This is a genomic window from Mesorhizobium sp. B2-4-13, from assembly GCF_006658535.1.
GTDB lineage: Bacteria > Pseudomonadota > Alphaproteobacteria > Rhizobiales > Rhizobiaceae > Mesorhizobium > Mesorhizobium australicum.
In genome coordinates, this window is the sequence record NZ_VFVB01000007.1 from 119,989 (window position 1) to 146,547 (window position 26,559).

23 protein-coding genes are annotated in these 26,559 nt (G+C 63.7%); 8 read left to right on the forward strand and 15 right to left on the reverse strand.

Annotation, left to right across the window (positions count from 1 at the left end; translation table 11 throughout):
• Positions 1–13: 13 nt before the first annotated feature.
• Entirely contained in the window at positions 14–835 is an 822-nt protein-coding gene (locus FJ936_RS19920) for an ABC transporter permease (RefSeq protein WP_140616749.1), read from the reverse strand.
• Positions 832–1,749, reverse strand: a complete 918-nt coding sequence (locus FJ936_RS19925) for an ABC transporter permease (protein WP_015315422.1) — start codon at positions 1,747–1,749, stop codon at positions 832–834. Before FJ936_RS19925 ends, FJ936_RS19920 begins: the two co-directional genes overlap by 4 nt.
• Positions 1,750–2,017: 268 nt before the next feature.
• On the opposite strand from FJ936_RS19925, the gene FJ936_RS19930 reads away from it, so the two are divergent.
• Positions 2,018–3,433, forward strand: a complete 1,416-nt coding sequence (locus tag FJ936_RS19930; RefSeq protein WP_140720382.1) for an aminotransferase — start codon at positions 2,018–2,020, stop codon at positions 3,431–3,433.
• A gap of 92 nt (positions 3,434–3,525) precedes the next feature.
• On the opposite strand, the gene FJ936_RS19935 is transcribed toward FJ936_RS19930, so the two are convergent.
• Positions 3,526–4,728: an aromatic ring-hydroxylating dioxygenase subunit alpha gene (locus FJ936_RS19935; RefSeq protein WP_140662947.1), complete on the reverse strand. Its 1,203-nt coding sequence runs from the start codon at positions 4,726–4,728 to the stop codon at positions 3,526–3,528.
• 414 nt (positions 4,729–5,142) lie between these two features.
• On the opposite strand from FJ936_RS19935, the gene FJ936_RS19940 reads away from it, so the two are divergent.
• Entirely contained in the window at positions 5,143–5,544 is a 402-nt protein-coding gene (locus tag FJ936_RS19940) for a hypothetical protein (protein WP_140789824.1), read from the forward strand.
• A 130-nt stretch (positions 5,545–5,674) separates the two neighbouring features.
• On the opposite strand, the gene FJ936_RS19945 is transcribed toward FJ936_RS19940, so the two are convergent.
• Together FJ936_RS19945 and FJ936_RS19950 are read right to left on the reverse strand one after the other, a co-directional pair.
• Positions 5,675–7,762, reverse strand: coding sequence for a PAS domain S-box protein (locus FJ936_RS19945; protein WP_181763154.1), 2,088 nt, complete (start codon positions 7,760–7,762; stop codon positions 5,675–5,677).
• Between the two features lie 76 nt (positions 7,763–7,838).
• Positions 7,839–8,612, reverse strand: coding sequence for a response regulator transcription factor (locus tag FJ936_RS19950; RefSeq protein ID WP_181171238.1), 774 nt, complete (start codon positions 8,610–8,612; stop codon positions 7,839–7,841).
• A 45-nt stretch (positions 8,613–8,657) separates the two neighbouring features.
• Here FJ936_RS19950 and FJ936_RS19955 point away from each other — a divergent pair, with 45 nt between their 5' ends.
• On the forward strand, positions 8,658–9,359 hold the full coding sequence (locus FJ936_RS19955; RefSeq protein WP_140662945.1) for a response regulator transcription factor: 702 nt from the start codon (positions 8,658–8,660) through the stop codon (positions 9,357–9,359).
• A gap of 73 nt (positions 9,360–9,432) precedes the next feature.
• Here the strand turns inward: FJ936_RS19955 and FJ936_RS19960 are convergent, their stop codons facing one another.
• Positions 9,433–9,600: a hypothetical protein gene (locus FJ936_RS19960; protein ID WP_015315429.1), complete on the reverse strand. Its 168-nt coding sequence runs from the start codon at positions 9,598–9,600 to the stop codon at positions 9,433–9,435.
• Between the two features lie 257 nt (positions 9,601–9,857).
• On the reverse strand, positions 9,858–10,136 hold the full coding sequence (locus FJ936_RS30940) for a hypothetical protein (protein WP_246671826.1): 279 nt from the start codon (positions 10,134–10,136) through the stop codon (positions 9,858–9,860).
• A 176-nt stretch (positions 10,137–10,312) separates the two neighbouring features.
• On the opposite strand from FJ936_RS30940, the gene FJ936_RS19970 reads away from it, so the two are divergent.
• Positions 10,313–10,768 (forward strand): L,D-transpeptidase, encoded by a 456-nt coding sequence (locus tag FJ936_RS19970; RefSeq protein ID WP_140720134.1) that lies wholly within the window; start codon positions 10,313–10,315, stop codon positions 10,766–10,768.
• 103 nt (positions 10,769–10,871) lie between these two features.
• Here FJ936_RS19970 and FJ936_RS19975 read toward each other — a convergent pair whose 3' ends face one another.
• Entirely contained in the window at positions 10,872–13,955 is a 3,084-nt protein-coding gene (locus FJ936_RS19975; protein WP_140712747.1) for an efflux RND transporter permease subunit, read from the reverse strand.
• On the reverse strand, positions 13,952–15,331 hold the full coding sequence (locus FJ936_RS19980; RefSeq protein ID WP_140789826.1) for an efflux RND transporter periplasmic adaptor subunit: 1,380 nt from the start codon (positions 15,329–15,331) through the stop codon (positions 13,952–13,954). Before FJ936_RS19980 ends, FJ936_RS19975 begins: the two co-directional genes overlap by 4 nt.
• 146 nt (positions 15,332–15,477) lie before the next feature.
• Between FJ936_RS19980 and FJ936_RS19985 the strand changes: the two genes are divergently transcribed.
• Positions 15,478–16,011, forward strand: coding sequence for a TetR/AcrR family transcriptional regulator (locus FJ936_RS19985; protein ID WP_015315434.1), 534 nt, complete (start codon positions 15,478–15,480; stop codon positions 16,009–16,011).
• A 54-nt stretch (positions 16,012–16,065) separates the two neighbouring features.
• Here FJ936_RS19985 and FJ936_RS19990 read toward each other — a convergent pair whose 3' ends face one another.
• From FJ936_RS19990 to FJ936_RS20015, 6 genes are all read right to left on the reverse strand, one after another.
• Positions 16,066–17,142 carry an ABC transporter ATP-binding protein gene (locus FJ936_RS19990; RefSeq protein ID WP_140789828.1) on the reverse strand — a complete coding sequence of 359 codons (1,077 nt, stop codon included), beginning with the start codon at positions 17,140–17,142 and terminating at the stop codon, positions 16,066–16,068.
• Complete coding sequence (locus FJ936_RS19995) at positions 17,129–18,067, reverse strand: PfkB family carbohydrate kinase (protein WP_140789830.1); 939 nt, start codon at positions 18,065–18,067, stop codon at positions 17,129–17,131. Before FJ936_RS19995 ends, FJ936_RS19990 begins: the two co-directional genes overlap by 14 nt.
• A complete protein-coding gene (locus FJ936_RS20000; RefSeq protein WP_141906884.1) occupies positions 18,067–19,089 on the reverse strand; it encodes an SIS domain-containing protein in 1,023 nt (340 codons plus the stop codon). The genes FJ936_RS19995 and FJ936_RS20000 overlap by 1 nt, the downstream gene beginning before the upstream one ends.
• Positions 19,086–19,931: a carbohydrate ABC transporter permease gene (locus FJ936_RS20005; protein ID WP_140789834.1), complete on the reverse strand. Its 846-nt coding sequence runs from the start codon at positions 19,929–19,931 to the stop codon at positions 19,086–19,088. Before FJ936_RS20005 ends, FJ936_RS20000 begins: the two co-directional genes overlap by 4 nt.
• Entirely contained in the window at positions 19,931–20,815 is an 885-nt protein-coding gene (locus FJ936_RS20010) for a sugar ABC transporter permease (RefSeq protein WP_140720142.1), read from the reverse strand. The genes FJ936_RS20005 and FJ936_RS20010 overlap by 1 nt, the downstream gene beginning before the upstream one ends.
• A 187-nt stretch (positions 20,816–21,002) precedes the next feature.
• The gene (locus tag FJ936_RS20015; RefSeq protein WP_140789836.1) at positions 21,003–22,241 is read right to left on the reverse strand and encodes an extracellular solute-binding protein; all 1,239 of its coding nucleotides are present in this window, start codon (positions 22,239–22,241) and stop codon (positions 21,003–21,005) included.
• A gap of 216 nt (positions 22,242–22,457) precedes the next feature.
• Between FJ936_RS20015 and FJ936_RS20020 the strand changes: the two genes are divergently transcribed.
• The 3 genes from FJ936_RS20020 (at position 22,458) to FJ936_RS20030 (ending at position 26,503) form a co-directional block, all read left to right on the forward strand.
• Positions 22,458–23,672: an ROK family transcriptional regulator gene (locus FJ936_RS20020; protein WP_140662930.1), complete on the forward strand. Its 1,215-nt coding sequence runs from the start codon at positions 22,458–22,460 to the stop codon at positions 23,670–23,672.
• A gap of 105 nt (positions 23,673–23,777) precedes the next feature.
• Positions 23,778–25,388 (forward strand): inorganic phosphate transporter, encoded by a 1,611-nt coding sequence (locus FJ936_RS20025; protein WP_015315442.1) that lies wholly within the window; start codon positions 23,778–23,780, stop codon positions 25,386–25,388.
• 89 nt (positions 25,389–25,477) lie between these two features.
• Complete coding sequence (locus FJ936_RS20030) at positions 25,478–26,503, forward strand: transporter (protein ID WP_181171239.1); 1,026 nt, start codon at positions 25,478–25,480, stop codon at positions 26,501–26,503.
• Positions 26,504–26,559: the final 56 nt, after the last annotated feature.

Here is a 26,559-nt window from a genome sequence, read left to right on the forward strand (position 1 = left end):
GATCCGCGGCTGCTCAGGCATAGAGGCCTCCCTCGTTCTGGGTGCGTCTGGCCGCGCGGCGACGCAGGATTTCAGCAATTGTCATCAACAGGAAAGAGGCAACCAAAAGCAGCGTGCCCAGCGCCAGCACGCCGGGCAGTTTCGAGGCGAAACGCAACTGGCCCCAGATGTAGATCGGCAGCGTCGCCTCGGTGCCGGTGAGGAAGAAGGCGATGATGAATTCGTCCAGCGAGATGGTGAAGCAGACCAGAAGGCTGGAAATGATCGCCGGCGCCACCATCGGCAGCGTTACACGCCGGAAAGTGCCGAAGGCGCTTTCGCCGAGATCGGCGGAGGCTTCCTCGAGGCTGCGGTCGAAACCCTCGAAGCCGGAAGTCAGCACCGTCATCGAATAGGGAATGCAGACCAGGACGTGGCCGAGCACGACAGTGAACAGCGAAAGACCGAGGCCCAACTGCAGCATCACCAGCAGCATCGAGATGGCGACGATCACTTCGGGCAGCACAAGCGGGGCCATGATCAGACCGTTGATGGCGCGGCGGCCGGGATAGCGGTAGCGGGTGATCGAGCGGGCGGCGAGGATGCCGAGTACGGTGGAGAGGATGGCTGCCGAGACGCCGACGATCAGGCTGTTCCAGGCGGCATCGAGCAGCGCCGGCGTGCGCGGCAGGTCTTCGTACCATTGCAGGGTGAAGCCGGTCAGCGGGAATTTCGGCGTCGCCGCCGTGTTGACCGAGAAGATCGGCAGGAAGATGACGGGCAGATAGAGGAAGACGATATAGAGGAACGCATAGGCCGACAGCCAGCCGCCCGGCAGGAAGCGCCGCGCCTTCATCGCGCCATCCTTTGCAAGCCGCGGATGATCAGCACCGTGGCGCCGGCCATCAGAGAGACGATCAGCATGGTGGTGACGGAAAGTGCGGCACCGAGCGGCCAGTTGGCGGCTTTGCCGAACTGCGCTTGGATGGCATTGGCGATCATGACGCCATCCTTGCCGCCGACGAGCTTTGGCGTGACATAGTCGCCGACAGTCGGGATCATGACGATCAGCGCCGCGGAAATGATGCCTGGCGCCGACAGCGGCAAGGTCACGCGCAGGAACGACCGGAAGGGTCCATCGCCAAGGTCGGTGGCCGCTTCGACCAGCGTGCGGTCGACCTTCTCCAGGGACACGAAAATCGGCAGGATGGCGAAGGCCGCCCAGGCATGGGTGAGCGTGATGATGACGGCGCTCGAATTGTAGAGCAGGGCGGTCGACGGTTCGTCGATGATGCCCAGACCCATCAGGCCGGAATTCAAGACGCCGTTATAGCCCAGGATGACCTTCCACGACATCACGCGCAAGAGATAGCTGGTCCAGAACGGGATGGTTATGAGGAACAGCCACAGGCTCTTGTGACGGCCGCCATGGAAGGAAATGAAATAGGCGATCGGGTAGGCGAGGACGACGGTGAACAGGCTGACCGTCAGCGAGATGTAGAGCGAGCGCCACAACAGATCGCGGTAGATCGGCTCGGTCAGTGCGACGCGATAGTTTTCCAGCGTGAAGGTGCGGTCGATGGTCAGGTAGTGCTGCGTCCAGAAGGAATGGGCGATGACGACCAGGATCGGCAGGACCAGAAGGATGAGAGCGTAGAGAAAGGTCGGGCTGATCAGGGCAAAGCCTTGTACAGGCTCGGATTGCAGAAGGGCATTTCGTCTGGCCCGCGTCAGGCCCAACGGGGGCGACCCTTCCGCAGCCACCGTCATTGCCAGACTCCGGGGGGACGGGCTCCGGGTGCGATCTCGATTGCTGGCCTGGACTGTCCCGCCATACGGCATCCCATTGGGCTGGCGCCGGCTATTGTTCCCCTTGCCGGCTTTCTTTCATCATGCGCGCATCCGCGGATTGAAATCAAGCGCTAATTCTGCAATATTGATTGAACGGACATTCAAAATCGTGTGAGCAGGGCGGCGATTTCGGCCATGGCGAACCGGATTGATGCCCGGAAAATTCGGGGATGATGTGGAGGCGATGATGGCGGCGGTGAGGGATCTGAAGGCACGCGAAACGGCTGGCCCTGGCGACGATGCGGTCGGGCTGGCCAAGCGTCATCTCATCCAGCCCTGGCCTTACGCCGGTTCCGTCGGTTCGGAGGCGCGCGCGCTGATCGGCGAGGGCGATGGCATCTACATTACCGACAGCACCGGCAAGCGGCTGATCGACGGCCCGGCCGGCATGTGGTGCGTCAATGTCGGGCATCGCCGCGAGGAACTCGCCAGGGTGATGTACGACCAGGCGATGGCGCTGTCCTACAACACGCCCTGGTACACGATGAACGCGCCGTCGGCGGAGCTTGCCAAGCGCATCGCCGGCCATGCCCCAGGCGACCTCAGCCACGTCTTCTACACCACGGGCGGTTCCTCGGCGGTCGAGACGGCGCTGCGCTTCATGCAGTTTTACAACAATGTGCGCGGCCGGCCGGAAAAGAAGCTGATCCTGAGCCGTGGCGGCGCCTATCATGGCTCAACCTATCTCTCGGCCTCGCTCAATGGCCGCCCGCGCGACCGCGACTGGATGGATGGCGCCGACGATCTGGTGGTCAAGCTCGCCTCCCCCGACCCGTTCCGCCGGCCGAAAGGCATGAGCATCGCCGCTTTCACCGATTTCCTTGTCGACCAGTTCCGCGATACGGTCGCGCGTGTCGGTGCCGACAGAATAGGCGCGTTCGTCGGCGAACCCATACAGGCGTCCGGTGGCGTCATCATTCCGCCGGACGGCTACCTCAGGCGCATCCGCGAGATCTGCCGCGCCAAGGATATTCTTTATATCTCCGACGAGGTGGTGACGGGCTTCGGACGTCTGGGCCATGTCTTTGCCTCGGGCGACGTGTTCGGCATCGACCCCGACATGATCACTTTCGCAAAGGGCGTCACCTCGGGTTATTTCCCGCTTGGCGGCGTCATCATCTCGGAGCGGCTGCTGGAGGAATTACGCCGTTCCAACCATCCCGACGCGATGTTCGGCCATGGCCTGACCTACACCAGCCATCCGGTCGGCTGTGCCGTGGCCTTGAAGAATCTCGACCTGCTGGAAGAGAGCGTGCTTGCTCACACGCAGGCGGTCGCGCCCTATTTCCAGGCGCAATTGAAGACGCTGGAAGAGCTGCCGCTGGTCGGCGAAGTGCGCGGCGTCGGGCTGATGGGCTGTGTCGAATGCGTCGCCGATCGCGAAAGCAAGGATCCGCTGCAGCTCGACAAGGATGTCGGCAAACGCATCGACGCCCACTGCCACGAGCTTGGCCTGCTGGTGCGGCCGCTGATCAACATGTGCGTTATGTCGCCGCCGCTCGTCATTACGCGCGAGCAGATCGACGACATGGTCGGCATCCTGCGCGAGGGTATTTCACGCACGATGGAAGATCTCAGGAAAGAGGGTGTGTGGCAGGGGTGAGTTTCTCCTTCTCCCCGTTTTCACGGGGAGAAGGTGCCCGAAGGGCGGATGATGGGCAGCGCTGACGGGGACTTCACCAACCAGCAGGGTTGTCATGCCCGCGACCTCAGCGCGTCGTTCAAATCCCACATGTCCTTCTCCTCCGGCGCCGTTTCCAGGCCGAGCACCGGAACCTGCTTGCGCAGGTGGTCGTGGTGGGTGCGGACGCCATATTCGAGGTCGGAGAGATAAAAGCCCTCGAAAGCCTCGGACAGCATGGATTCGTTCGACCAGACCGAGAGCTGCACATCTTCCGACATGGTGTCGCGATCGATGCGGAAGGAGAGGTAGCGGGCGGCGGCCTGCTCTCGGCTCTCGTCGCGGTAACGATAGATGGCGCCGCGCAGCAGCGTCTCACCCGTCGACAGTGGGAACTCCTGATAAAACTGCACTGATTCCGGCATCACCGACAGAACGGCGTTGGGAAAGATACCGTAATAGACCCAGGCCTTCCTGAGATGGTCAGGCAGATGCGTCGGCTCCGGCGCGATCTTGACGTAGTTCTTCACGCTCCAGCGGCGGCCGGCATGCGGGTTGTAGGTGGCGAAGGAGCGCGAGACGCCATTGACGAAGGGCTCGTCGAAATAGGTGGCGCCATAGAGATCCTGCAAGGCCGGATGCGCCATGGCGACATGATAGCCTTCATTATCGACATCGCGCACCGACTTCCAGTTGACCGGCGTCTTCTGGGTCCAAATACCCCAGGAAGGCACCATGTCGGCGGCCTTGTAATGCGCGAATTCGGGTTCGATCGGCCTCAGCAGCTCGGCGACGGAGGGCTGTGGCCCGCCATTGCGGAAGCGGATGAAGATGAAGCCCATCCAGATTTCGAGGTCGAGCGGCATCAGGCCAAACTCGGTCTTGTCGAGGTCGGGGAAGGAGCGCGGGCGGGCGGCGCCGCGCAGCGTGCCGTCGAGATTGTAGACCCAGCCGTGAAACGGACAGACCAGCGCGTTCTTGCAATTGCCCTGGCTGTCGGCGACGACGCGGCTGCCGCGATGGCGGCACATGTTGTTGAAACCGCGTACCACGCCGTCCTTGCCGCGCACGATCAGGGCGCGTTCGCCAATGACATCCATGGTGAGGTAATCGCCGGCGTCCGGTATGTCGCAGACATGCCCGACGATCTGCCAATGATTGCGGAACACATGCTCCTTCTCCAGTTCGAGAAGGGCGTCGGAATGGTAGCTCCAGCCCGGCAGTCCCCGCCGGTCCCAATCGTTCGGGATTGCCACGTCACGGAGGTGCGGGTTCATAAAACGTCTCTTCTTTTATTGAATATGCATTCAATATAATCATATTTTGCATTGAAATGCAATGGCTTGTGGAAATGTGACTGTTCCGCAGCGAAAATGTCGGCGCTGGTTCCATGGGAATCCCGCGCCGTTGCGGGCTTCGAAAACCCCGGAAAATCCGGATCTTAGCCAGAGTTCCGTAACTGCCCCCGATCGCTGGCTCGCGCCGCCAATCGTTCACGCGGCTACCGGTCGTGCACGTCTTGCAACCCGCCACCCCTCGGGCCAAAACAGCCAATGACCGACCCTGCCCGGTTTTGCCCGTATCGATGTTTCAATCCGGTTACATTGCCAAGCTCTCGTCACCTTTGCACCGTTACAAGGCGCGATTAAATTCGTTTAATCGCAAAAAGAAAATCAACGAAGGGGATGATGATGCATGCGAAAGTCCAGATCACCAGCGGCAACCGCTTTCAAGCTCCAGAGCGCGCTGACCGCCGCCCGAAGCTGGCCCTTCGCCAGCGCGCCAGCGACCACCCGATGGGAATGTTCATGGCGCTGGCTGCTTGCGCCTTCGCCGGCATGGCGTTCACGCCGACGGTCGGCCCAGCCTTCGCTTCGTTGAACCCGCCCGCCAACGTCATCGAAGGCGCGCCGACCACGACCGCCCGCCTGCCTATGCCGGCAATCGATTTCGCCTGCAGGGGGCAGGCCTGGGGCGCCGAGAGCGTGGATTGCCTGCGCGCCATTGCCGAGCAGTCCGGAACGCACAAGACCCGCGCGATCCGCATGATCGCCAACGCCGCGCCGCTGACCAGCACGCCCAACATCTTCTGATTTCTGCCTCTGCGTTTCTGCCGGGGCATGATCCCGAAACCGGTTCCCGTTTGGGGATCATGCCCTACCTCCCCGAGCGCTTCTCGGCGCTCGCTTCGGCTCCCGCCGCGATGTCGGCCGGGAGCCTTTTTTATGCTTTCAACGCGGCCTGCTCGGCGATGGTCGAAAGCACACTGCGTACATCCAGCGTGCTGAACGGTTTTTCGAGGATCTGTGGCCGCTGCTGCGACGGCAAGGCTTCGACTTCCGCCTTCGCGCCGATCAGGTCGCCGGTGACGAGCACGAAACGCCGCGCCAGGTCGGGCCGTTCGGCGAGCAGTTCGCGGTAGATCGAAATGCCTGATATGCCGGGCATGCGCAGATCCGAAAAGACGATATCGGGGGGCATGTGGCCACCCAAGGTGGCGGCGCCCGATTCCCAGAGCGGCGCGATCCGCGACTTGATGCCCATCAGTTCGAGAATATCGGACAGGGAACCGGCGACGTCAGGCTCGTCATCGATGATCAGCGCATGGCGCAGGCCGCTCGATCGTGGCTGGCTTTCGCCGGCGGCGGCGATGCCCGCAGAGATCGCCGGAAACTGGACGACGAAACGCGCGCCTCTCGGCAACACCTCCTCGAACCAGACATTGCCGTTGTGCCGTTCGATGATCGATTTCGAGATCGACAGGCCAATGCCGGTGCCGACGCCGACCGGCTTGGTGGTGAAATAGGATTCGAAAATGCGCGAACGGATGGCTTCGGGAATGCCGGGCCCGTTGTCCTCGACCGAGAAGCCGGGATTGCCCCGATCGCTGCGGAAGCTCCGCACCTTGATCAGGCGGTCGCCGGCGACGCCGGCCAGGGCATGCTGGCTGTTGATGAGGAAATTGGCCGCCACCTGTGTCACGTGGTCGGCATCGGCCATGGCGAGCAGCGGACCTGGCGCGAAATCGGTATCGATGACGATGCCGCTCGAGCGCGCGCCGTAGGCGGTCACTTCGAGAGCGGCGCGGATCACCTGGTTGAGATCGGTCTCGGCCTGTGCCGCCGGATGGAGGCGGACCATCGACAGGAAGCTTTTGACGATGCGCCCGCAGCGCTCGGCGGCGGCACGAACCTTTTCGGCCCGGACCTTGGTCTGCGGATCCGAGGAGAATTCATGCAGCAGCGTCGACTGGGCCACGACGACGGCCAGCGGATTGTTGAGTTCGTGCGAGACGCCGGCAAGCAGCGAGCCCATCGCCGCCATCTTCTCGTTCTGGTGCAGCTTCTCGCGCTGCCGGTTGATCTCTTCCTCGGCGCGCAGCCTGTCGCGCAGGTCGCGGATCGAGCCAAAGATCAGGCGGCGGTCGGCGACCCGCATCTCGGTCGCCGTCAGTTCGATCGGAAACACCTCGCCGGCGGCATTCTGCGTCACGGTCTCGAGCCGCTGGCCGACCATCGGGGCGCCACGGCCGGACATGTAGTCGGCGCCCGAGGCATAGCCCTTGCGGTAGTATTCAGGAACGACCGTGTCGAGCAGGTCCTTGCCGAGGATATCGCTGCGCAGGAAGCCGAACATCTTCTCGGCGGCCGGATTGAATTCGATGATCGACCCGGCCTCGTCGATGACGATAATGGCGTCGAGCGAGGCCTGCAGCATGGTGCGGCGGATCACTTCGCTGGCATGGGCGTCCGAGGGGGAGTGTTCGATGGCGTCGCCTATGGCGAGGGCGATGATGTGCAGCGTCGCCTCCTCCTCGTCGGTCCATTCCCGCTCTTCGACGCAGTCATTGACGGCCAGCGTCCCCCACAAATGGCCGTGCGCGAAGACCGACACCGACAGGAACGACTTGATGTTCTGCTTCTCGAAATCGGCCCTCAGGAATCCTTCGAGGTCGCGCGTATGGCCGGCGAAAATCTTGCCCTGCCGCTCATCCTCGGCCAGCCGCTCAAGCAGCGGATCCGAATTGACGATCGACTGCATGATGACGGTCGGTGAGGCCAGTTCGCCGCCGAAGTCAGGATCGATCCAGTAGGCAGCGACCGACTGGGCGAAACCCTGGCCGGGCAATTCGCGCAGGCGGAACAGGATGCCGCGCTGGCACTCCATGGCGTGGCATAGCGTCTCCAGTATGCCGTCCATTTCGCGCTGCCAGTCGCCGGCCTCGCGCAGCCGGCGCACGACACGCACGGCGGCCATCGCCGCGCCCTGCCTGAAACCCTGCATGTCCGTGCTTGCCGTGTCGCCCATCATTGTCAGCCATTAGTCCAGAGTCACGCCAATCGATCGGCTGGCAACGGCTGCGGAGCGGACTTCCTCGGTCTGACGCTCAGCTGCCGTCGCCGGCCGGCAGCGAGAAAATATAGCCTTCGCCACGCACCGTGCGCAGGAATTTCGGGTTGGCCGGGTCCGTCTCGATCTTCTTGCGCAGGCGCATGATGCGGATATCGACGGCGCGCGACGATTCCGGATCCTCGGTGAAGCCGATCGCCTCGGAGATCGCGGCCCTGGTCAGCAGCCGGTTGGCGCGGGTCAGGAAAACCTCCAGCACGTCGAATTCGCTCTTGGCCATGTCGATCACTGTGCCGTTGGCGCCGGTGACCATCCTGCCGTCGAGATCGGCCTGGAAGGGGCCGAAAGCGACGGAGCGCCGATCCGTGCTGGCCTTCCTGTCCTGCGGCTCCGTCGGCTGGGGAACACGGCGCAGCACGCTGCGCACCCTGGCCAGCACCTCGCGCAGTTCATACGGCTTGACGATATAGTCATCGGCGCCGAGTTCCAGTCCGACGATGCGGTCGAGCGCGGTGCCGGCGGCGGTCGCATAGATGATGCCGATCGGCATTTTCGAGCGCAGCCAGCGGCCAAGCGACAAGCCATCCTCGCCCGGCATGGCGATGTCGAGGATAGCCAGATGGAAGGACTGCGTCTCGATCAGGCGGCGCGCGGCGGCCGCGGTTTCAGCGGTCGAAACATCATAGCCGGCGGCGCCGAGATATTCGGCGACCGCGTCCCTCAGGTCGGGCTCATCCTCGACGATGACAATTCTTGCCCGCACGATGCTCTCGCTCCCACTTTCAGTGGAAAGTAGATTGGGTATAAACATGATGTCCAGCACTCATATCCGGTTGCCAGGGAACGGTTGGAAAACATGGCCGCACGAGCCATCATTGCGCTTGTTTCCGTCGCCGAGGTCGTCGCGAGCGAGCTTGCCGACCATCTCGAGCGGCGCGGCCACGACGTGCGCCGGGCGCGGCAGCCCTGGGAGGCGGAATCGCTGCTGTCGGGCGGCGGTATCGACGTTGTCGTTGTCGGGGACAGCCTCAGCCAGGCGGAAGGGCGGGATCTGCTCAGGCGTTTTGGCGGCCAAGCTGGGGGTGGGGAGCATGGACCGGATTTCATCCTGATATGCCGGCCGGCCGATCTCCTCGACAAGGTGTTGGCGCTCGAGCTCGGCGCCGCCGACGTCGTCGAAAGTCCGCTCAATGTCAGGGAACTCGCCGCGCGTGTCGGTGGCCTGCTTTCGCGGCGCGGCAGGGGTACCCAGGAGCTGATCGTGCTGGAGAACGCAACCGTCGACCTGAGATCGGCGATGGTCATGCATCGCTCCGGTACGCAGGAGCAGCTCTCGCCCGGCCAGGTGGCGCTGCTCAGGCTGTTCCTGGCGAGCCCGCGCAAGGTACTGACGCGGGACGACATTATCGCAGCCGCGCCGGCCGAGAATGCCGACGCCTTCGATCGCTCGATCGACTCGCGCATCGTGCGACTGCGCCGCAAGCTCGACACCGAGACCATCACCACCATACGCGGCGCCGGCTACAGGTTCGATCCGCCACGGCAATTCGCCGACTGACGGCTGTGTTTTCCTGCTGGTTCGTCGGATGAGCATCGGACTTTCCATTTTCCCGCGCCGATGCCCGCGAGGTTCAGCGCACCACCAGCAATGACGGGCCCGAGGCCATTTCGCCGCCGACGGCGAACTCGCTTGCGTGAGCGCGTTCCTTGAGCAGCACGCTGGCGAGTGCGGCAAAGCCGAGCAGGCCCTGCGCATAGAGCAGTGCGGAAAGCACGGAAGCCGCGAATTTTGTCTTCATGATCTGAATTCCCCAAAAAGATGACTGTGTAGCGGGTCGCTTCAGGAACTCCCGAAGTGCCCGCGCCGCCCACGGAGCCCCCCGTCGCGGCGCGGGCCTTCGGTCCTCTCGGCAGCAAGTTGCCGGAGGGGCCGCGCAATGCCAGCAGCCGAAGGCCAACCCGCCAGAGGGCCTTCAACTGGGCGATGCGCAGGCTGGAAACGATCCAGACCGTGGCGCAAACAGGGCGACGTGCAGGGTCGAAATCTCGCTCGAACTCATCGCCGCCAGCCGCGCACGGGGCCGCCGGCAATGGTGCCGCCGCCGACAGCCGCCGCCGTGATGCTGATCCTGGATAGCCAGGAGCGTATGTTCGTTTTCGTTCCCTTGGTCGTTGCCGTCTGCTTTCGTTGCGTCAACTTTTGCATCCGGTCGGTATCCGGATCATGCCGCCCAAAACCGCACTTTGTTGCAGATTGGTTTCGGATTGAGACAAACTCTTTCATGTAGGAGACAATTCGAACTTTCGTTTCGGGGTGAATGCCTGTGTCCTTCATCCTTGGCCCCCGTGTCGGAATGGAGCGCCATCAAACAGGGTGATTGTCCTGTTAATCAGCGGAAACAGATTCGAAACACAAACGAGCATTTCACGAAATCTTTCCGAAACATGCCGCTGGGATAAGCCGCCTCATCGAATTGGAGCCGGCCGGACCGGCAGAGAGAGGGGACATTCATGCACACCACCATTTCCGCAAAGTTCATCAACATCACCGCCGCCGCGCTCATGGGCAGTGCACTTCTGTTCGGCGCCAACGCCGCCCATGCCGCCAACAGCGTCGTTGCTCGCGTTTCGCTGTCGCAGCAGGTCATGGAAGTCTCGGTCGACGGCCGGCCGACTTTCGCCTGGAAGGTTTCCACCGGCGACAGGGCGCACGTGACGCCGACCGGCTCGTTCAAGCCGACGCGCATGCATGAGATGTGGTATTCGAAGAAATACGACAACGCGCCGATGCCGCATTCGGTGTTTTTCAGCGGCGGCTACGCGGTCCACGCCACCTATGCCATCAAGCGCCTCGGCCAGCCCGCCTCGCATGGCTGCGTACGGCTGCACCCGGACAACGCCGCCGATTTCTACCAGCTCGTCGAGACGTTCGGAGCGGCCAACACCAGCATCGTCATCGTCAAGTAGCAGGAAGGTCGCCGCATTCGGCCATGTGCCGGAGTTGCTGGAGCGATCGCCAAAAAAAGGCCGGAGAAATCCCGGCCTCTTTTTGTGTCTTGCGCCCCGTGCCTCAGCTCGGCAGCGCCGGCATCAGCTTGGGATCCGGCTTTTCCGCCAGATGCGGCAGGTCCTTGCTGGCGATGAAAGTATAGAACATCGGCACGACGAACAGTGTGAACATGGTGCCGACCAGAATGCCGGTGAAGATGACCAGGCCCATCGAATAGCGGGCCGCGGCACCGGCGCCGCTGGAAACGATCAGCGGCACCACGCCCAGCGCCATCGCCGCCGTCGTCATCAGGATCGGCCGCAGGCGCACCTTGGCCGAGGCGATGATGGCGTCACGCCGCCGCATGCCATGCAGTTCTCGCTGCTGGTTGGCGAATTCGACCAGCAGGATGCCGTGCTTGGTGATCAGGCCGATCAGCGTGATCAGTCCGACCTGGGTATAGATGTTGAGCGTGCCGAGGCCCAGATTGAGCGGCACGATCGCGCCGAAGATCGACAGTGGCACCGCCATCATGATGATCAGCGGATCGCGGAAGCTTTCGAACTGCGCCGCCAGCACCAGGTAGATGACGATGACGGCCGCGCCGAAAGCGATCAGGATCGTGTTGCCCTGTTCCTTCTCCTGCCGGGACTGGCCGGAATAATCGATGAAGAAAGTGTCGGGCAGGCTCTCCCTGGCGATGTCCTCGAGCACTTTCAAACCGTCGCCCGTGGTGACGCCGGGCAGCGGCAGCGCCGAGATCGTCGACGAATTCAGCTGGTTGAACTGCTCGATCGCCGCCGGCGACGCATTGTTCGAAATCGTCACCACGGCCGACAACGGCACCATCTCTCCCGTCACGCTGCGCACGAAATATTCGCCGAGCTTTTCAGGGTTGTCGCGGAATTCCTGCGGCACCTGCGGGATGATGTCATAGGAGTTGGAGTCGCGGTCGAATTGCGCCACTTCGGCACCGCCGACCAGCAGCGTCAGCGTCCGGCCGATATCGGCGATCGGCAGGTTGAGCGCGGCGGCGCGGTCGCGATCGATGGTCACCGTCACCTGCGGTGCGTCATAGGCCATCGAATTCTGCACGACGATGAAGCGGCCCGAGGCCTGCGCCTTGTTCTTGATCTTCTCGGCTTCCTCGTAGACCTGAGCGGAATCGCCGGTCGAGCGCACCACCATGGAAATTGGCAAGCCGCCGCCGGAGCCCGGCAGAGTCGGCGGCGCGAAGACGAAGGCCTGGACACCCGCCACCTTGGCGATACGAGCCGTGATGTCGGCCTGCAGCTCCTTCGAATTGCGCTTCCGCTCCGCCCAATCCTTGAAGGCAAAACCGACGAAGGCGCTGTTGGTCGTGCCGCCAAAGGCGACGGCCGAGAACTGCGCCCGGGTCTCGGGAATGTCCTTCACCAGGCCCAGGATCTGATTGACGTAAGTCTCGGTGTAATCGGAGGTCGCATAGCGCGGCCCCGTCACCAGCGAGAGCAGGAAGCCCTGATCTTCTTCCGGCGCCAGTTCCGTCGAGGTTTTGGTGAACATGAACCCAGTCACGCCGACAAGCGCCAGCACGATGAGCAGCGTCAGCGGGCGATAGTTAAGAGATCCGGTGACGGCGCGCTCATAGACATGCTCGACGCGCGCGAAAGTGCCGTCGACGATGCGCTGGAAACGGCCGGCATTGCCGGGCTTCAGGAGGCGCGCCGACATCATCGGCGTGATGGTGATGGCAATGATGCCAGACAGCACCACCGATCCGGCGAGCGTCACCGCGAATTCGCGGAACAGGGCGCCGGTCAGGCCGCCGGTGAAGGCCAGCGGCGCGAACACGGCGGCCAGCGTCATGGTCATGGCGACGATGGCCGACGCGATCTCGCGCATGCCGCTGAAGGCCGCCTGCATGGGCGGCATGTGATCCTCTTCCATGTGGCGGTGGATATTTTCCACCACCACGATGGCGTCGTCGACGACAAGGCCGATCGCCAGCACCATGGCCAGCAGCGACAGAAGGTTGATCGAATAGCCTACCGCGAACAAAAGGAAGCAGACGCCGATCAGCGACAGCGGGATGGTGATGATCGGCATCAGCACCGAGCGGAACGAACCGAGGAAGAGGAGGATAACGACAACGACGATGGCGACCGCCTCGCCGATGGTCTTGAACACCTCGTCGATCGAGGCGCTGATCTGTCCGGTCGCGTCGTAGACGACTTCGATCGTCATGCCCTTCGGCAGCGTCTCCTGAATCTGCGGGACGAGCTTGGTGAGTGCCGCCGCCGTGGTCAGCGGATTGGCTGCCGGGGTCGGGAAGATGGCGAGGAAGGTGCCGGGCTTACCGTTGAAGGAAACCCTGGTGTCGGTGTTCGCGGCCGCCAGTTCGACGCGGGCCACGTCGCGCAGGCGCACGACATTGCCGTCGGTCGAGCGCAATGGCAGCGCGGCGAAGGCTTCCGGTGTCTGCAGCGTCGAGCGCACGGTGATCGACGAGACGACATATTCGTTCTGGGTGTTGCCGGGCGCCGACAGGAAGTTGGAATTGTTGATCGCCGTCAGCACTTCGGCCGCCGTCACGCCGCGCGCGGCAAGCCTGACTGGGTCGATCCAGACGCGCATAGAGTATTCCTGGGCGCCGAAGATCTGCACGTCGGCGACGCCTTCGACCGTCGACATGCGGGGCCTGATGACGCGCTCGATATACTCGGTCAGCTGCTCCTTGGTCATGTTCGGATTCTGCATCGAGATGTACATCATCGCGAACTGCTGACCCGTACCCTTGACGATGACCGGGTCCTTGGAGGCGTCCGGCAAGGTGCCGCGCACGCCCTGGACCTTGGACAGTACTTCGGTCAACGCGACGTCTGGGTTGGAACCGAGCTTCATCTGCACCGTCACGGTGCTGGAGGAGGGACGGCTGGACGAGGTTACGTAGTCGATGTTCTCGGTCGAGGCGACGGCGCGCGCGATCGGGGCGGAAATGAAGCCCTGGATCAGGTCGGCGCTGGCGCCCGGATAGGCTGTCGTGATTGTGATCGCGGTCTCGTCGACCTTCGGATACTGCCGGATCGACAGGTTGAATATGCCCTGGAAACCGAGCAGCAGGATCATGCAGGCAAGAACCGTCGAAAGGACGGGCCGGCGGATGAAGAGATCGGAAAAGCTCATTGCTGGTCGGCCTGCTTGTTCGCCGATTTGGTCGGGTCGATCGTGTTGTCGACGTTGACGGTCATGCCGTTGAAGAGGCGGTTCTGGCCCGCGGTAACGACCTCGTCGCCGGCCTTCAGCCCTTCGACGATCTCGACCATGCCTTGATTGCGGCGGCCGGGCTTGACGAAGACCTGTGACAGCACAAGCGCCGGTTTGTCGCCTTCCGCCGCCGGCTTGGCCGGATCGGCCGCCGCTGGCTTGGCGGCATCGGCAGCGGCCTTGTCCGCTGGCTTGGCTGCGTCAGCGGCCGGCTTCATGGCATCGGCGGCGGGCTTCATTGCGTCGGCCGGCTTGGCGTCTGCCGCCTTGGCATCCGCAGGCTTGGCATCCGCGGGCTTGTCGGTGGCCGCCGCCGGCTTTTCGTCCGGCTTGGCTGGCTGCGCCGGGGCTGCCCCGGCGGGCTTCGCCGGCTGCACCACGAATATGTAGTCGCCATAGAGGCTGGTGGTCAGTGCCGTCTGCGGCAGTGACAGCACGTTCTGCTCCTCGGGCAGTTCGACACGCACCTGCACGAACTGACCTGGGGTCAATTTGCCTTCGGGATTGGCAACTTCCGCCCGGATGTTCACCAGCCGGCTGGAGGGGTCGATCTTGGGGTCGATGCCGCGAATGGCGCCGGCAAAGGGCATGTCGTCGCTGCCGCCAAGGCCCAGGCGGACCGTCTGGCCAATCTTGAGCAGCGGCAGCTGCTGTTCGGGAACCGAGAAGTCGACCCGCATCGTGTCGAGGTCCTGCAGCGTCACCACCGCGGTGCCGGGTGCCAGATACTGGCCGAGGTCGATCCTCGGAATGCCGACCGTGCCGGCGAAAGGTGCGGTAAGCTGCTTCTGGTCGAGCACGGCCTGCAGCCTGGTGACCTGGGACGCCGAAGCGGAGGCCGCCGCACGCGCCGTGTCCAGCGTCGAGTCGGAGCCAACACCACGCCTTGTCAGTTCGACGGCGCGGGTCAGCGTGGTCTGATCGAGTGCCGCCTGCGCCTTCTGCGCATCGAGATCAGCGCGCTCGACGGCGTCGTCGAGTTGCAGCAGCACTGCGTTGGCCGCCACCTTCTGGTTGGCATGGAAGGGGATTTCCTTGACGATGCCGGCGGTCTCGACCGTCAGGTCGACACCGCGCACGGCCCGCACCGTACCGATCGCCTCGACGCCCGGTGTCCAGTTCGACGGCTTGGCGATGGTTGTCGACACGGTCGCCGCCGGCGGCTTCATGGTGGCGAAATACTGCTTGATGCCGTTGTCGCGCAGGAAGTTGAAACCGACTATCCCGCCGACCACGATGACGAGCACGGCAAGGACCACAATAACGATAAAGACACGGAGTATGCGCTTGAACAAGGAAGTCCCCTCAGTCGAAAATCCGGCGCGAAGCGCGGACATCGGGACACATATCGACTGCGGGTCCCGATTTCAAATAGTGGCGGTCTTACTGTACCGTCTGGACGGTCTTGTCAATTGGGCCTAAGCTTGCGATGGGAGGCGCCATGAGAGCCCAACGACCGAACTCGCGCGAGAAGATTCTCGCCGCGGCGGCTGATGTTGCCCGGGAATCCGGGCCCGGTAGCCTGTCGCTCGATGCCGTCGCCAACCGCGCCGGCGTGTCGAAGGGCGGGCTGCTCTACAACTTCCCCACCAAGGCGAAATTGATGCAAGGCCTGGTCGAAGGCTATCTGCGCGATTTCGAGCAAGCGCTGGAATCCGCCAACAGCAACGACAAGGGCAAAAATCCCCTCGCCGTCTATATCAGGCTGTCAGCCGAGGATTGCGAGGAGAAGCAGCCGTCGGCATCCTGGATATTCTCGGCGATCGCCGAGGATCCCGATTTCATGATGCCGATCAAGACATTCAAGCGGCAGCTTTTCGAGCGGTTGAAGGGCGAGGCGCCGGACCTCAAATCGCTTCTGGTCTGCTATCTCGCCATCGAAGGGCTGCGCAGCATGAACCTGTTCGATTCCGACGTGCTGTCAAAGGACGAACGGGACCTGCTGGTGTCGTCACTTCTCGATATCGCCAAATAGGCTTGCCTGCGCGCGAGGAGGACGACGCTGCCGCGATCGTTCAATCGACGGCGCTTACAGGGCCTTGCCCGTCGAAGGATCGAACAAGCGAAGCGCGGCCTCGTCGAAGGCGAGGTTGCGCTGTTCGCCCTTGGCGAATTGGGCGCGCGGCGGCAAGCTGGCCGTCAGCCGTTGCGTGCCGATCCGCGCCGTGGTGACCAGCTCGGGGCCGGTCAGTTCGACGACCTCGATCTCCACGGGCAGTGACAGCTCCGCGGCGGCTCCGGTCGCCGCACGCAGCGCTTCCGGCCTGATGCCGACAACCATTTGTGCACCCTCACGTGCCGCATTCGCATAGCGTGCCGGCACGGGGATCCATACATCGGATCCGGCAATGGCCAGCTTGCCGTCGGTGACGGTGGCCTGCAGCATGTTCATCGACGGCGCGCCGACAAAGCCGGCGACGTAGAGTGTCGCCGGGTCGTTATAGATCTCCTCGGGAGTGCCGAGCTGCTCGATCCTGCCGTCGCGCATGACGGCGATGCGGCTGGCCAGCGTCATCGCCTCGATCTGGTCATGGGTGACGTAGACGACGGTCGTCCGCAGCATCTGGTGCAGGCGTTTCAATTCGGTGCGCATTTCCAGGCGCAGTTTGGCGTCGAGATTGGACAGCGGCTCGTCGAACAGGAAGACCTGTGGCTTGCGCACCAGGGCCCGGCCGATGGCGACGCGCTGGCGCTGGCCGCCGGAAAGCTGACTCGGCTTGCGGTCGAGCAGAGCCTGGATCTGCAGCAGCCTTGCCGCTTCGTTCACCGCCCTGTCGCGCTCGTCGGCCGCGACGCCGCGCATCTCCAGTCCGAAGCCGATGTTGCGGCGCACGGTCAGGTTCGGATAGAGCGCGTAGGACTGGAAGACCATGGCGATATCTCGGTTCTTGGGGTGGACGCCGAGGATCGAGTGGCCACCGATCAGGACGTCGCCGCTGGTCGCCTCGGCAAGGCCGGCGATGATGTTGAGAAGCGTCGATTTTCCGCAGCCCGACGAGCCGAGCAGCACCAGGAATTCACCGCTCTGCAGCGCGATGTCGATGCCTTTCAGCGTCTCGACGCTGCCGTAGCTCTTGCGGATGCCGCGGATTTCAAGCGCGCTCATGCATGGGACCCTCAAACTGCATCGGCCCGCCATAGTTGCGGGGCAAGGTGGAAATGGCGCGCGAGGCGACGTGCGTAGCGGCGCGGAGGCAAGCGGACAGCGGCCGTTCCTGTGCCAATGCGGCCAGGAAGGCGGCATTGAAGACGTCGCCGGCACCGATCGTGTCGACCACCCTGACGTCGGGCGCGGCTTCTTCGACGAGAGTGCCGTCCGGGCCGATGGCGATGGCGCCACGTGGCCCGCGCTTGACGACGAAGGTCGCGCCTTGCCTCATGCTGGATCGAATTTCACGCGCCGCTTCCGCCGGACTTGGCAGCCCCGCCAGGGTCACCGTCTCAACCTCGTTGAACAGCGCCAGCGCGCAGCGCGACAGCCACGTCCTCGTCGCGGCGCAATTGGCCGCGGTCCAGCCATCGATCGGCCAGCCTGTATCGAGTGCCACGGCAACGCCGTGGCTGTCGGCCCAGTCGAAAAAAGCATTGTAGTCGCGCGTGAGGTCTTCGGTCAGGAAGGAGCCGCAGAGCAGGGCGTAGCCACCGGAGAGTGCGGGGCCGTCGAGAACCGACAAGACATCGGCGAGGCCGAAGCGTGGCAAGTGCCCGCGTGTGGTGAAGAAGGTCCGTTCGCCATCGGGGTGGGTCATCCCGACCGACAATGTCGTGCCTTCGGGACGGATAGCCCATTTCTCGGCGCGGACGCCAAAAGCCTCACCAAGCCAGCGGCCGAACTGGTCGTCACCGACATTGGCGGCAATCGCAAAGTCGACGCCCAGCGCTTGCCAGGCGAGCCCGGTGTTGCCGGCCTGGCCGCCGACGCGCAATTCGTCATGGTCGACGACGGTCTCGGTTCCCGCCTTCGGCCATGGCGCGACCGGGCCGACGATCAGGTCGACATTGACGTTGCCGATCACCGCCAGCGGGCGCATCACTCGCTCCTGGTGATCTTGGTGGTGCGCACCGGCGTGCCCGCATTGTCGACGCGACCGTCCGCGAAGGCGATCATCAGGCGCTGTGCCACCGGCAGCATTGCGAGGATAGCGGCCATCCCCGAGGCTGGTTTGAACGAGAGCGTGACGGCCCCGGCGACCGGCGTTTGTCCGGACGCGTCGAAGATGACCAGCGGCGCGCCGGTTTCGACCACCGAAAGTGCCATCGCGGTTACCAGCTCCGAAGTCGGGTCGGCACCGCGAAACAGGATGACGCCGATCTGAGGGCCGAGCATCTCCATCGGCCCGTGCCGCAACTGGCCGCCCTCGAGCGAAAAGCAGGGCAGCCGCGACAGTTCGGTCAAGCCAAGCGCCAGGGCTTCGGCCACGCCCTGCAGGCGGCGGCCGGAGGTGACGATCGTATCCACCTTGCCAAGCGCGGCGAGTGCTTGGGCGATATCGCAATGCTGCGGAGCTTCGAGCATGGCAAAGGCAGGAGCCGGATCCTCGCCCAGAGCCGCGAGGATGGCCAGGTGCAGGGCCAGGGTCACGGTCAGGCTGCGGGTCGCGGCGAAGGCCAGCTCCGTGCCGCCGGCGCCGACAAGGCAAGGCGCGGTGCGGGCAAGAAAAGAACCGCCTTCGAGCGTCAGGCCGAAAACGTCCGAGCTGCCGCCGGCCTGCGCAAACCATCTGACGACTTCGGCGCTCTCGCCGGATTGCGAAGTCACAAGCACCGTCCGGTCCGCCAGCGGCAATGGTTGGCCGAGCTGCTCGGACAGTGGCAGCGCCAGCGCATCGATGCCGAGTGCACGATAGAGCGGCTCGACGGCACGGCCGACCGCGTGCGAGCCGCCCATGCCAAGCAGAAGCAGGCGGCCGCTCTTCCTGATCGAAGCGGCGACGTCTGCCGCCATGGCAGCGTTGTTCTCGAACGAAGCACGCGCATCGGCGTGCTGGCGCGCCATTTCGCGGTCGATGGCGGTCAGTCCGGCCGGCCGTTCTTTATCTGCAGTCATGTTCATCCTTTCACACCGCCGCTGGTCAGGCCCGAGATCAGCGCCCGCTGCATGACGAGGCCGATCAGCACCGGCGGCAAGGCGGCCAGCACGCCAGCCGTTGCAATCAATCCGTAGTCGGAAACACGGCCGCCGGCCAAATCGGCGATGGCGACGGTGAGCGTCTTGGCGCGCTGGTCGGAGGTAAACAGCAGCGCGTAGAAGAATTCGTCCCAGGCCAGCAGCACGGCGAATAGTGCCGATGTCGCCATCACGGGCGCGGCCAGCGGCAGTGTGATGATGCGCAGTGTCTGGAACAGGCCGGCGCCGTCGATCATCGCCGCCGCCTCGATCTCGCGCGGGATGGAATCGAAGCCGGATTTCATCAGCCAGGTGGTGAAGGGCGCCAGTATGGTGAGATACACCAGCGCCAGGCCGAAGACATTGTTGAGCAGGCCAAGATGCGACAGGCCCATATAGAGCGGCACGGCGAGCGCCACCGGCGGCAGCATGTAGGTGGCGATGACCATCGACAGCGACCAGCCGATCGCGGGTGTGCGCGAAACCGCCCAGCCGGCGGGGATGGCCAAGGCGAGTGCCGCCAGCGTCGCCATGGCGGCGATCTCAAGACTGTTGCGCAGCGACGAGGTGAAGGCGGCGCCGGCGCTGTTTTCGGCCGTCGACAGCAATTGCCGGTAGCGGGAGAAGTCGGCTGCCTGCGGCCACCAGCGCAGCGGCTTGGCCGCAAGATCGGCGGCCGGCGAAATGCTCATGATGAACAGCCAGGCGATAGGCGCCAGGATGATGGCGGCAAGCAGCAGCGCGCAGACGTAAATGAAGACGGTGAAGGCGAGGCTCTTGCGCTCCATCAGGCGGCGCTCCCGGCGGTCTTTCGCACCAGGGCGGCGTAGGCGACGGCGAGCAGCGTGACGAGCAAGGTCACGATCAGCGCCAGCGACGCGCCCGAACCGGCGCGCTGGAAGGAGAACGCTTCCTGGTAGACGAGGATCGAGAGTGTTCGCGTGGTGTTTGCCGGACCGCCGCGTGTCATCACCCAAATGATATCGAAGACCTTGAAGGCCTCGATGGTGCGCAGCACCAGCGCCACCATCAGCGGGCCGGCAAGATAGGGCAGGATGACGAAGCGGAAACGGTTGAACGGTCCTGCTCCATCAACCAGCGAGGCGGCGGTGATGTCACGCGGCACCGCTTGGAGGGCGGCGAGCGCGATCAGCGCCACCAGCGGAAAGTTCTTCCAGCAGTCCGCAACGATGAGGGCAGCCAGCGCCGTTCCCGGCTCGCCGAGCCAGGACCGATAGGCGTCGATGAGGTGCAACTGCGTCAAGGCGGCATTCAGCGCGCCATATTCGGGATTGTAGATCAGCCGCCACAGCGTGGCGTTGACCACCGTAGGCAATGCCCAGGGCAGGATCATCAGGGCGCGCAGGATTGCGCGGCCGCGAAAGTCCTGGTTGAGCAGCAGGGCGGCGAGGACGCCGATCACCATTTCGGCGGCAACCGAAATAATCGCGAACAGGGTCGTGGTGATCAGTGTGCGCGAGAAGTTGGTGCTCGACAGCATGTTGGAATAATTGTCGAAGCCGACAAAATTGCCAGCCGTGCCGACCAGCTTGGCATCGGTGAAGGAGAGCCCGACCGTATCGACCAGCGGCCAGCCGATGACGGCGACCATGACCACGAGCAAAGGCAGCATCAAGAGCCATGCGCGGGTCGTCATCCAGGTGCTCGACATCAGAGCAGCCTCTCTTCTCTCATCTGTGATCTGAACATAGTACGGGCCGCAATCGCGCATGACCCCGGAAATCGGAGACCGATTTCCGGAAAGAATCATGCGCAAGATAGAAAGTGCTACAGGTTTTTTTGCGCGTCATAAGGGACGCAACGCTGTAGTGCCGCCCGTATCGAACGACTGGCTTGTCTCAGAGGCCGCTGTTCTGCGCGGCGGTCTTCAGGGCGTCTTCCGGCGAAGACGTCCCGAGCAGCGATTCCTGGATTGCCTGCTGCAGCGCGGTCGACAGTTCCTGGTATTTCGGCGTGGTCGGACGCGGATACATGGCGGCCAGGCCGAGCTTGGCGGCGGCGATCAGTTCTTCCTGGCCCTTGGTGACCGTAGGGTCGTCATAGGACGAGGCCCAGATCGGCAGCGAGAGCTTGGCGTACTGGTTCTGCGTCGCCTGCGAGGTCATGAAGGTGATGTACTTCCAGGCTTCGTCGGGATGCTTCGAGACCGCAGTGACGCCGAGACCCATCGAACCGTTGACGGCCGATACCCCACTGGTGCCGGCAACGCCTGGCGCCGGCACGACGCCGACCTTGCCGGCCACCTTCGAGTCCTTCGGGTCGTTGGCCATGTTGTACATGTAGGTCCAGTTCAGCGCGAAGGCGGCATCGCCGTTTTCGAAAACCTTGCGCACGTCCTCTTCGAGGAATTCCTTGGAATTGGGATTGGTGAGACCCGACTTGTAGCTGTCGACCATGTATTTCAGGGCCAGCAGGCCGCCGCCATTCTGGAAGTCCGGCTTGCCGTCCTTGAGGAAGTCGCCGCCATAGGCGCTGACCAGCGTGGTGTAGTCGCAGATGGCTGCTTCCGCCTGCGACCAGCTCCACGCGATCGGCGTCTTCAGCAGGCCCTTGTCCTGGATGATCTTGGCTTGTGCGCCGAGTTCTTCCCAGGTCTTCGGCGGGGCCTTGATGCCGGCCTTTTCCAGGATATCCTTGTTGTAAAACAGGTATTTGGTGTCGAGAATCCACGGCATGCCATAGGACTTGCCCTCATACTGCACCGTGGTCCAGGCGCCGGGCAACACGCCCTTTTTCATGTCGTCGGTGATCTTGGAAGACACATCGACCAGCACCTTGTTGGTGGCGTATTCGGCCGGCCAGATGACGTCGAAGAGGACGACGTCATAGCCTCCGCCCGACCCTTGGGCGAGCACGGTCTTGTCGTGCAGGCCCTCATAGGGGACGAATTCGAGATTGACCTTGACGTCCGGATTGGCCTTGGTGAAGGCGTCCGTCATCGCACGCACGTCGGCCTCGCTGTAGGCGGCCTGCGCCATGAAAAGCGCGTTGAGCGTCGTCTCGGCGAAAGCGTGGGGGACGAACAGTCCTCCGGCAAAAACAGCGCCGACCAGTGTCTTGGTGATCGTCTTAAGCATTTTCTTCTCCCATTGCAGCATTGACGGGCCGGCGCTGCCAGACGTTTGGCATCGTCTTCCCGGGTCCATGTCGCGTGACCTGATGGTGCCGGCTGACCAGTGGCGGCAGCAGAAGCCTTGGCCATCTTGTTTTGCGGTGCTCGGTTCACATTAAGTCAACTCGCTTGACTTAATTAGTCGATCAATATTCTAATGGTGTCAAGTGGGGAAACGCCGGTGGACGACATCAGCCCGATTCGTGCCAAGAGCGGCACCAACCAGGAAGGCACGAGCGCGCATAACCGCCGTGTCATGGTCGAGGCGTTGCGTCTCAATGGCGCGCTGTCGCGGGCCGATTTGGCGCGGGCGACGCAGCTTACCAAGCAGGCGGTTTCCAACATCATCGAGGACCTGGAACGCGACGGCCTGGTCGTTGCGCTCGATGCGGTGCGCAAGGGCAGGGGGCAACCGTCGACCCCCTACAGGCTGGTGCCGGAAGGCGCTTTCGCCATCGGCCTTCAGATCGACCGTCACCTGACGCGTGCGGTCGCGGTCGACCTGATGGGCAGCGTGCTGGCGCGGGCCGAGGCGAACCTGCCTTTCGATGAGCCGTCCAGAGGCGTCGAGGTGATCCTCGGCCTGATCGATGGCGTCCGGCGCGAACTGGCCGGTATCTCGTTGCAGTCGGAAAAACGCCTCGTCGGCCTGGGTGTCGCCATGCCCGGACCGTTTGGCCTGAAGAATTCGGATGACAAATGGATGATGCCGGCCTGGCAGAAGTTTCCGCTGCTGGACATGCTGGCCAAGGGCACGGGACTGAATGTCGGCCTGCAGAACGATGCCGCCGCCTGTGCGACGGCCGAGCGCATCGTCGGCGCCGCGCACGGCGTCGACCACGCAGTGTGTCTTTATGTCGGCTATGGCATTGGCGCCGGACTGATCCTCAACGGCGAACTGTACAGCGGCGGCCATGGCAATGCCGGCGAAATCGGCATGGCCTTGCTGTCGCCGGCCGGTCCCGGCTCGACACCGCTCGAACATCGCGCGTCGCTCGCCTCGCTTTACCAGCATCTTGGCCTCGATCCCGCCGACGAGGACCTCTACGGAAAGATCGGCGCGCTGGCCGCGGCGGGTGATGTGAAGATCATGCGCTGGATCGAGGGCGCGGCCCATGATCTGCGATGGAGCGTGCATCTCATCGAAACCATCTTCGACCCGCAGACAGTCATCCTGACCAGCGGCGCGCCGGAAGCGCTGGCGCGCCGGCTCGTCGAGGCCATGCATCCGCTGCTTTCGTCGATCGCCGACCGGCCAGGCCGGACCTTGCCGCGCCTGCAGCTCGGCACCACCGATCCCTGGTCGATTGCGTTGGGAGCCGCAGCGGCGCCGATCAGCCGCGCCTTCGATCCGCTGTTCTCGGCGATCCTGAAGACACGCTCCGGTCCCGCCTGAAGGCGACCGCGCGTAAGGCCAAGCCTCTCCCGGCGTCACACAGGGTTCATCGTCCGGACATAGCGTCTTTTCCAGTTCTTTGCTGCAATGCAATAGGAGTGGGACATGGTGGACATAGTTTCTAGTGAGGCGGGCATTCCAAGGCCGGATCATCCGCTGGATAGTTCGGGTGGCGCGAAGTGGTTCCTGCCGGTCTTCGGTGTGCTGGTGCTGGTCGGCGTGGTCTATGTCGGCTACGCGCTTAGCCAGGACCTGGCGGTGGCCAAGACGGTGCCGTGGATCCTGCTCGGCATCGCCTTGCTGATCGCGCTCGGCTTCGAATTCGTCAACGGGTTCCATGACACCGCCAATGCGGTGGCGACCGTCATCTACACACGCTCGCTGCCGGCGGAGTTCGCCGTCATGTGGTCGGGCGCCTTCAATTTCCTCGGGGTTCTCACTTCCAGCGGCGCGGTCGCCTTCGGCATCCTGTCGCTGCTGCCGGTCGAGCTGATCCTGCAGGTCGGTTCTTCCTCCGGCTTTGCCATGGTGTTCGCACTGCTCGTAGCCGCCATCCTGTGGAACCTCGGCACCTGGTTCCTCGGCCTGCCGGCGTCGAGCTCGCACACCATGGTCGGTTCGATCATCGGTGTCGGCCTCGCCAACCAGTTCATGGCACCTGCCGGCAGCGCTACCAGCGGCGTCGACTGGTCGCAGGCGACCAATGTCGGCGTGACCCTGCTGGTGTCGCCGATCATCGGCTTCTTCGCCGCGGCGATCCTGCTCTACGCGATGAAGCTTCTCGTCCGCAATCCGGCGCTCTACGAGGCGCCGAAAGGCAATGCGCCGCCGCCCTGGTGGATCCGCGCGCTGCTGATCTTCACCTGCACCGGCGTCAGCTTTGCGCATGGCTCCAATGACGGCCAGAAGGGCATGGGCCTGATCATGCTGATCCTGATCGGCGTGGTGCCGACGGCCTACGCGCTCAACCGCACGCCCGACATCAACTATCTCGAAGCCTACAAGTCGGCCTCGGTCAGCGTGGAGACCGCGCTGGGCAAATATGTGAAGCCCGGTGTCACCGTCGCCGATGCGAAGGATGCCAAGGCTGCCGTGCAGGATGCCGTGCGCACCCGGAGCTGGAGCGACAAGACGACCGTCGCTCTGCAGAGCTACATCCACAACACGACGGCCGAGCTGCAGCCTTACGCTTCGGTCGACACCGTGCCGACCGATCTGGTCAGCAACGCCCGCAACGACATCTATCTGATCGGCGAGGCGCTGAAACTGATCGACAAGAAGCAGCTGCTGCCGATGGAGGCCGCCGATCTCAAGGCGGTCACCGACTATCACAAGGCCGTCGACAACGCGACGAAGTTCATCCCGATCTGGGTGAAGGTCGCGGTGGCCCTGGCGCTTGGCCTGGGCACCATGGTCGGCTGGAAACGCATCGTCGTCACGGTCGGCGAGAAGATCGGCAAGAGCCACCTGACCTATGGCCAGGGCGCTGCCGCCGAACTCGTGGCGATGGTCACCATCGGCATGGCCGACCGCCTGGGTCTGCCGGTGTCGACGACCCATGTGCTGTCGTCCGGCGTCGCCGGAACCATGGCGGCCAACGGCTCGGGCCTGCAATGGTCGACGGTGCGCAACCTGCTGCTCGCCTGGGTGCTGACCCTGCCGTGCTCGATCACGCTGGCCTTCGTGCTGTTCATCATCTTCCGCCAGGTGTTCTGAGCGGGCGAAGCGACAACACTACCGACGGCGCCACATTGGCGCCGTCTCGTTTTCCGGCGACAGTTTCGCGACGATTTCGGGCGGCAGTCATGAACGACGCATCGCATCTGGCCCTGCTTGCCGTCGACGACCAGCATCCGGCGCCTGGCCTGGTCTGGGCCTATCACGGCTTGCCAGGCAAAACCCCAGTGGCGCTTGCTCCGCGCGATATCGACGCGGCACTGGCGATGCCGGAAGGCTGGGTCTGGCTGCATGTCGATCTCGTCGACCAGCGCGCCCATTCCTGGGTCAGCCACGCCTGCGCCTTGCCGGCCTCTGCCCATGCAATCCTCGAAGGCCATGAGGACAGCCCCGCGCTGGCGCATGAGGATGGTGTCGTCCATGGCATTTCCGCCGACCTGCACAGCGAAATCGCGCGTCAGTCGACCACCATCGGGAGATTGCGCTTCGCGGTCTCGGAGCGGCTGCTGGTGACCGGCCGCCGCCATTCGCTGGCAGCGGTCGAGGAGGTGCACGAGGCGCTGGCCGCGGGGCTGCGGCCCGCCACCGCCTTCGAACTTTTCGAGGCGATCGTGCTGGCGTTCTGCAGCAGCACCAGCCTGCGGCTCGCTGCCGCCACCAAGCGGCTCGACGAAGTGGAAGATCATTTGGTGACCGAGCGGCTTGCCGACGAAAGGCGGCGGCTGAAAGATGTTCGCCGTCTGGCGGTCTCCCTGCACCGCCCGATCTCGGCGCTGGCGGCACTTTTCCAGGACGAGGACCGCTCGGACTGGAAGCTGTCGGCGGGGGCGCACGAGATACTGCGCCGGCTTACCACGCGGCTGGAAAGGCTCGACCGCGAAGTCGTCATGGTCAACGACCGTGCACGGCTGTTGCAGGAGGAGGTCGCCGCCGAGCTCGCGGACGAATCCAACCGCAGCCTTAAGGCGCTGGCTGTAATGAGCGCGCTGCTTCTGCCGGGCTCGCTGATTGTCGGCATGTTCGGCATGAACACCGCCGGGCTGCCGCTTACGCAAACGCCGGGCGGATTCGAACTGGCGCTGTTGATCGCGGGGGGCGCGACCGGCCTGTTCTACTGGCTCCTGCTGAGAGCCGGCGCCAATCTTAGGTTCTGAGCCAAAAATAGACAGCTAGAGCGGCTCTGCGTTCCGAGGAAACGGAGAACCGCTCT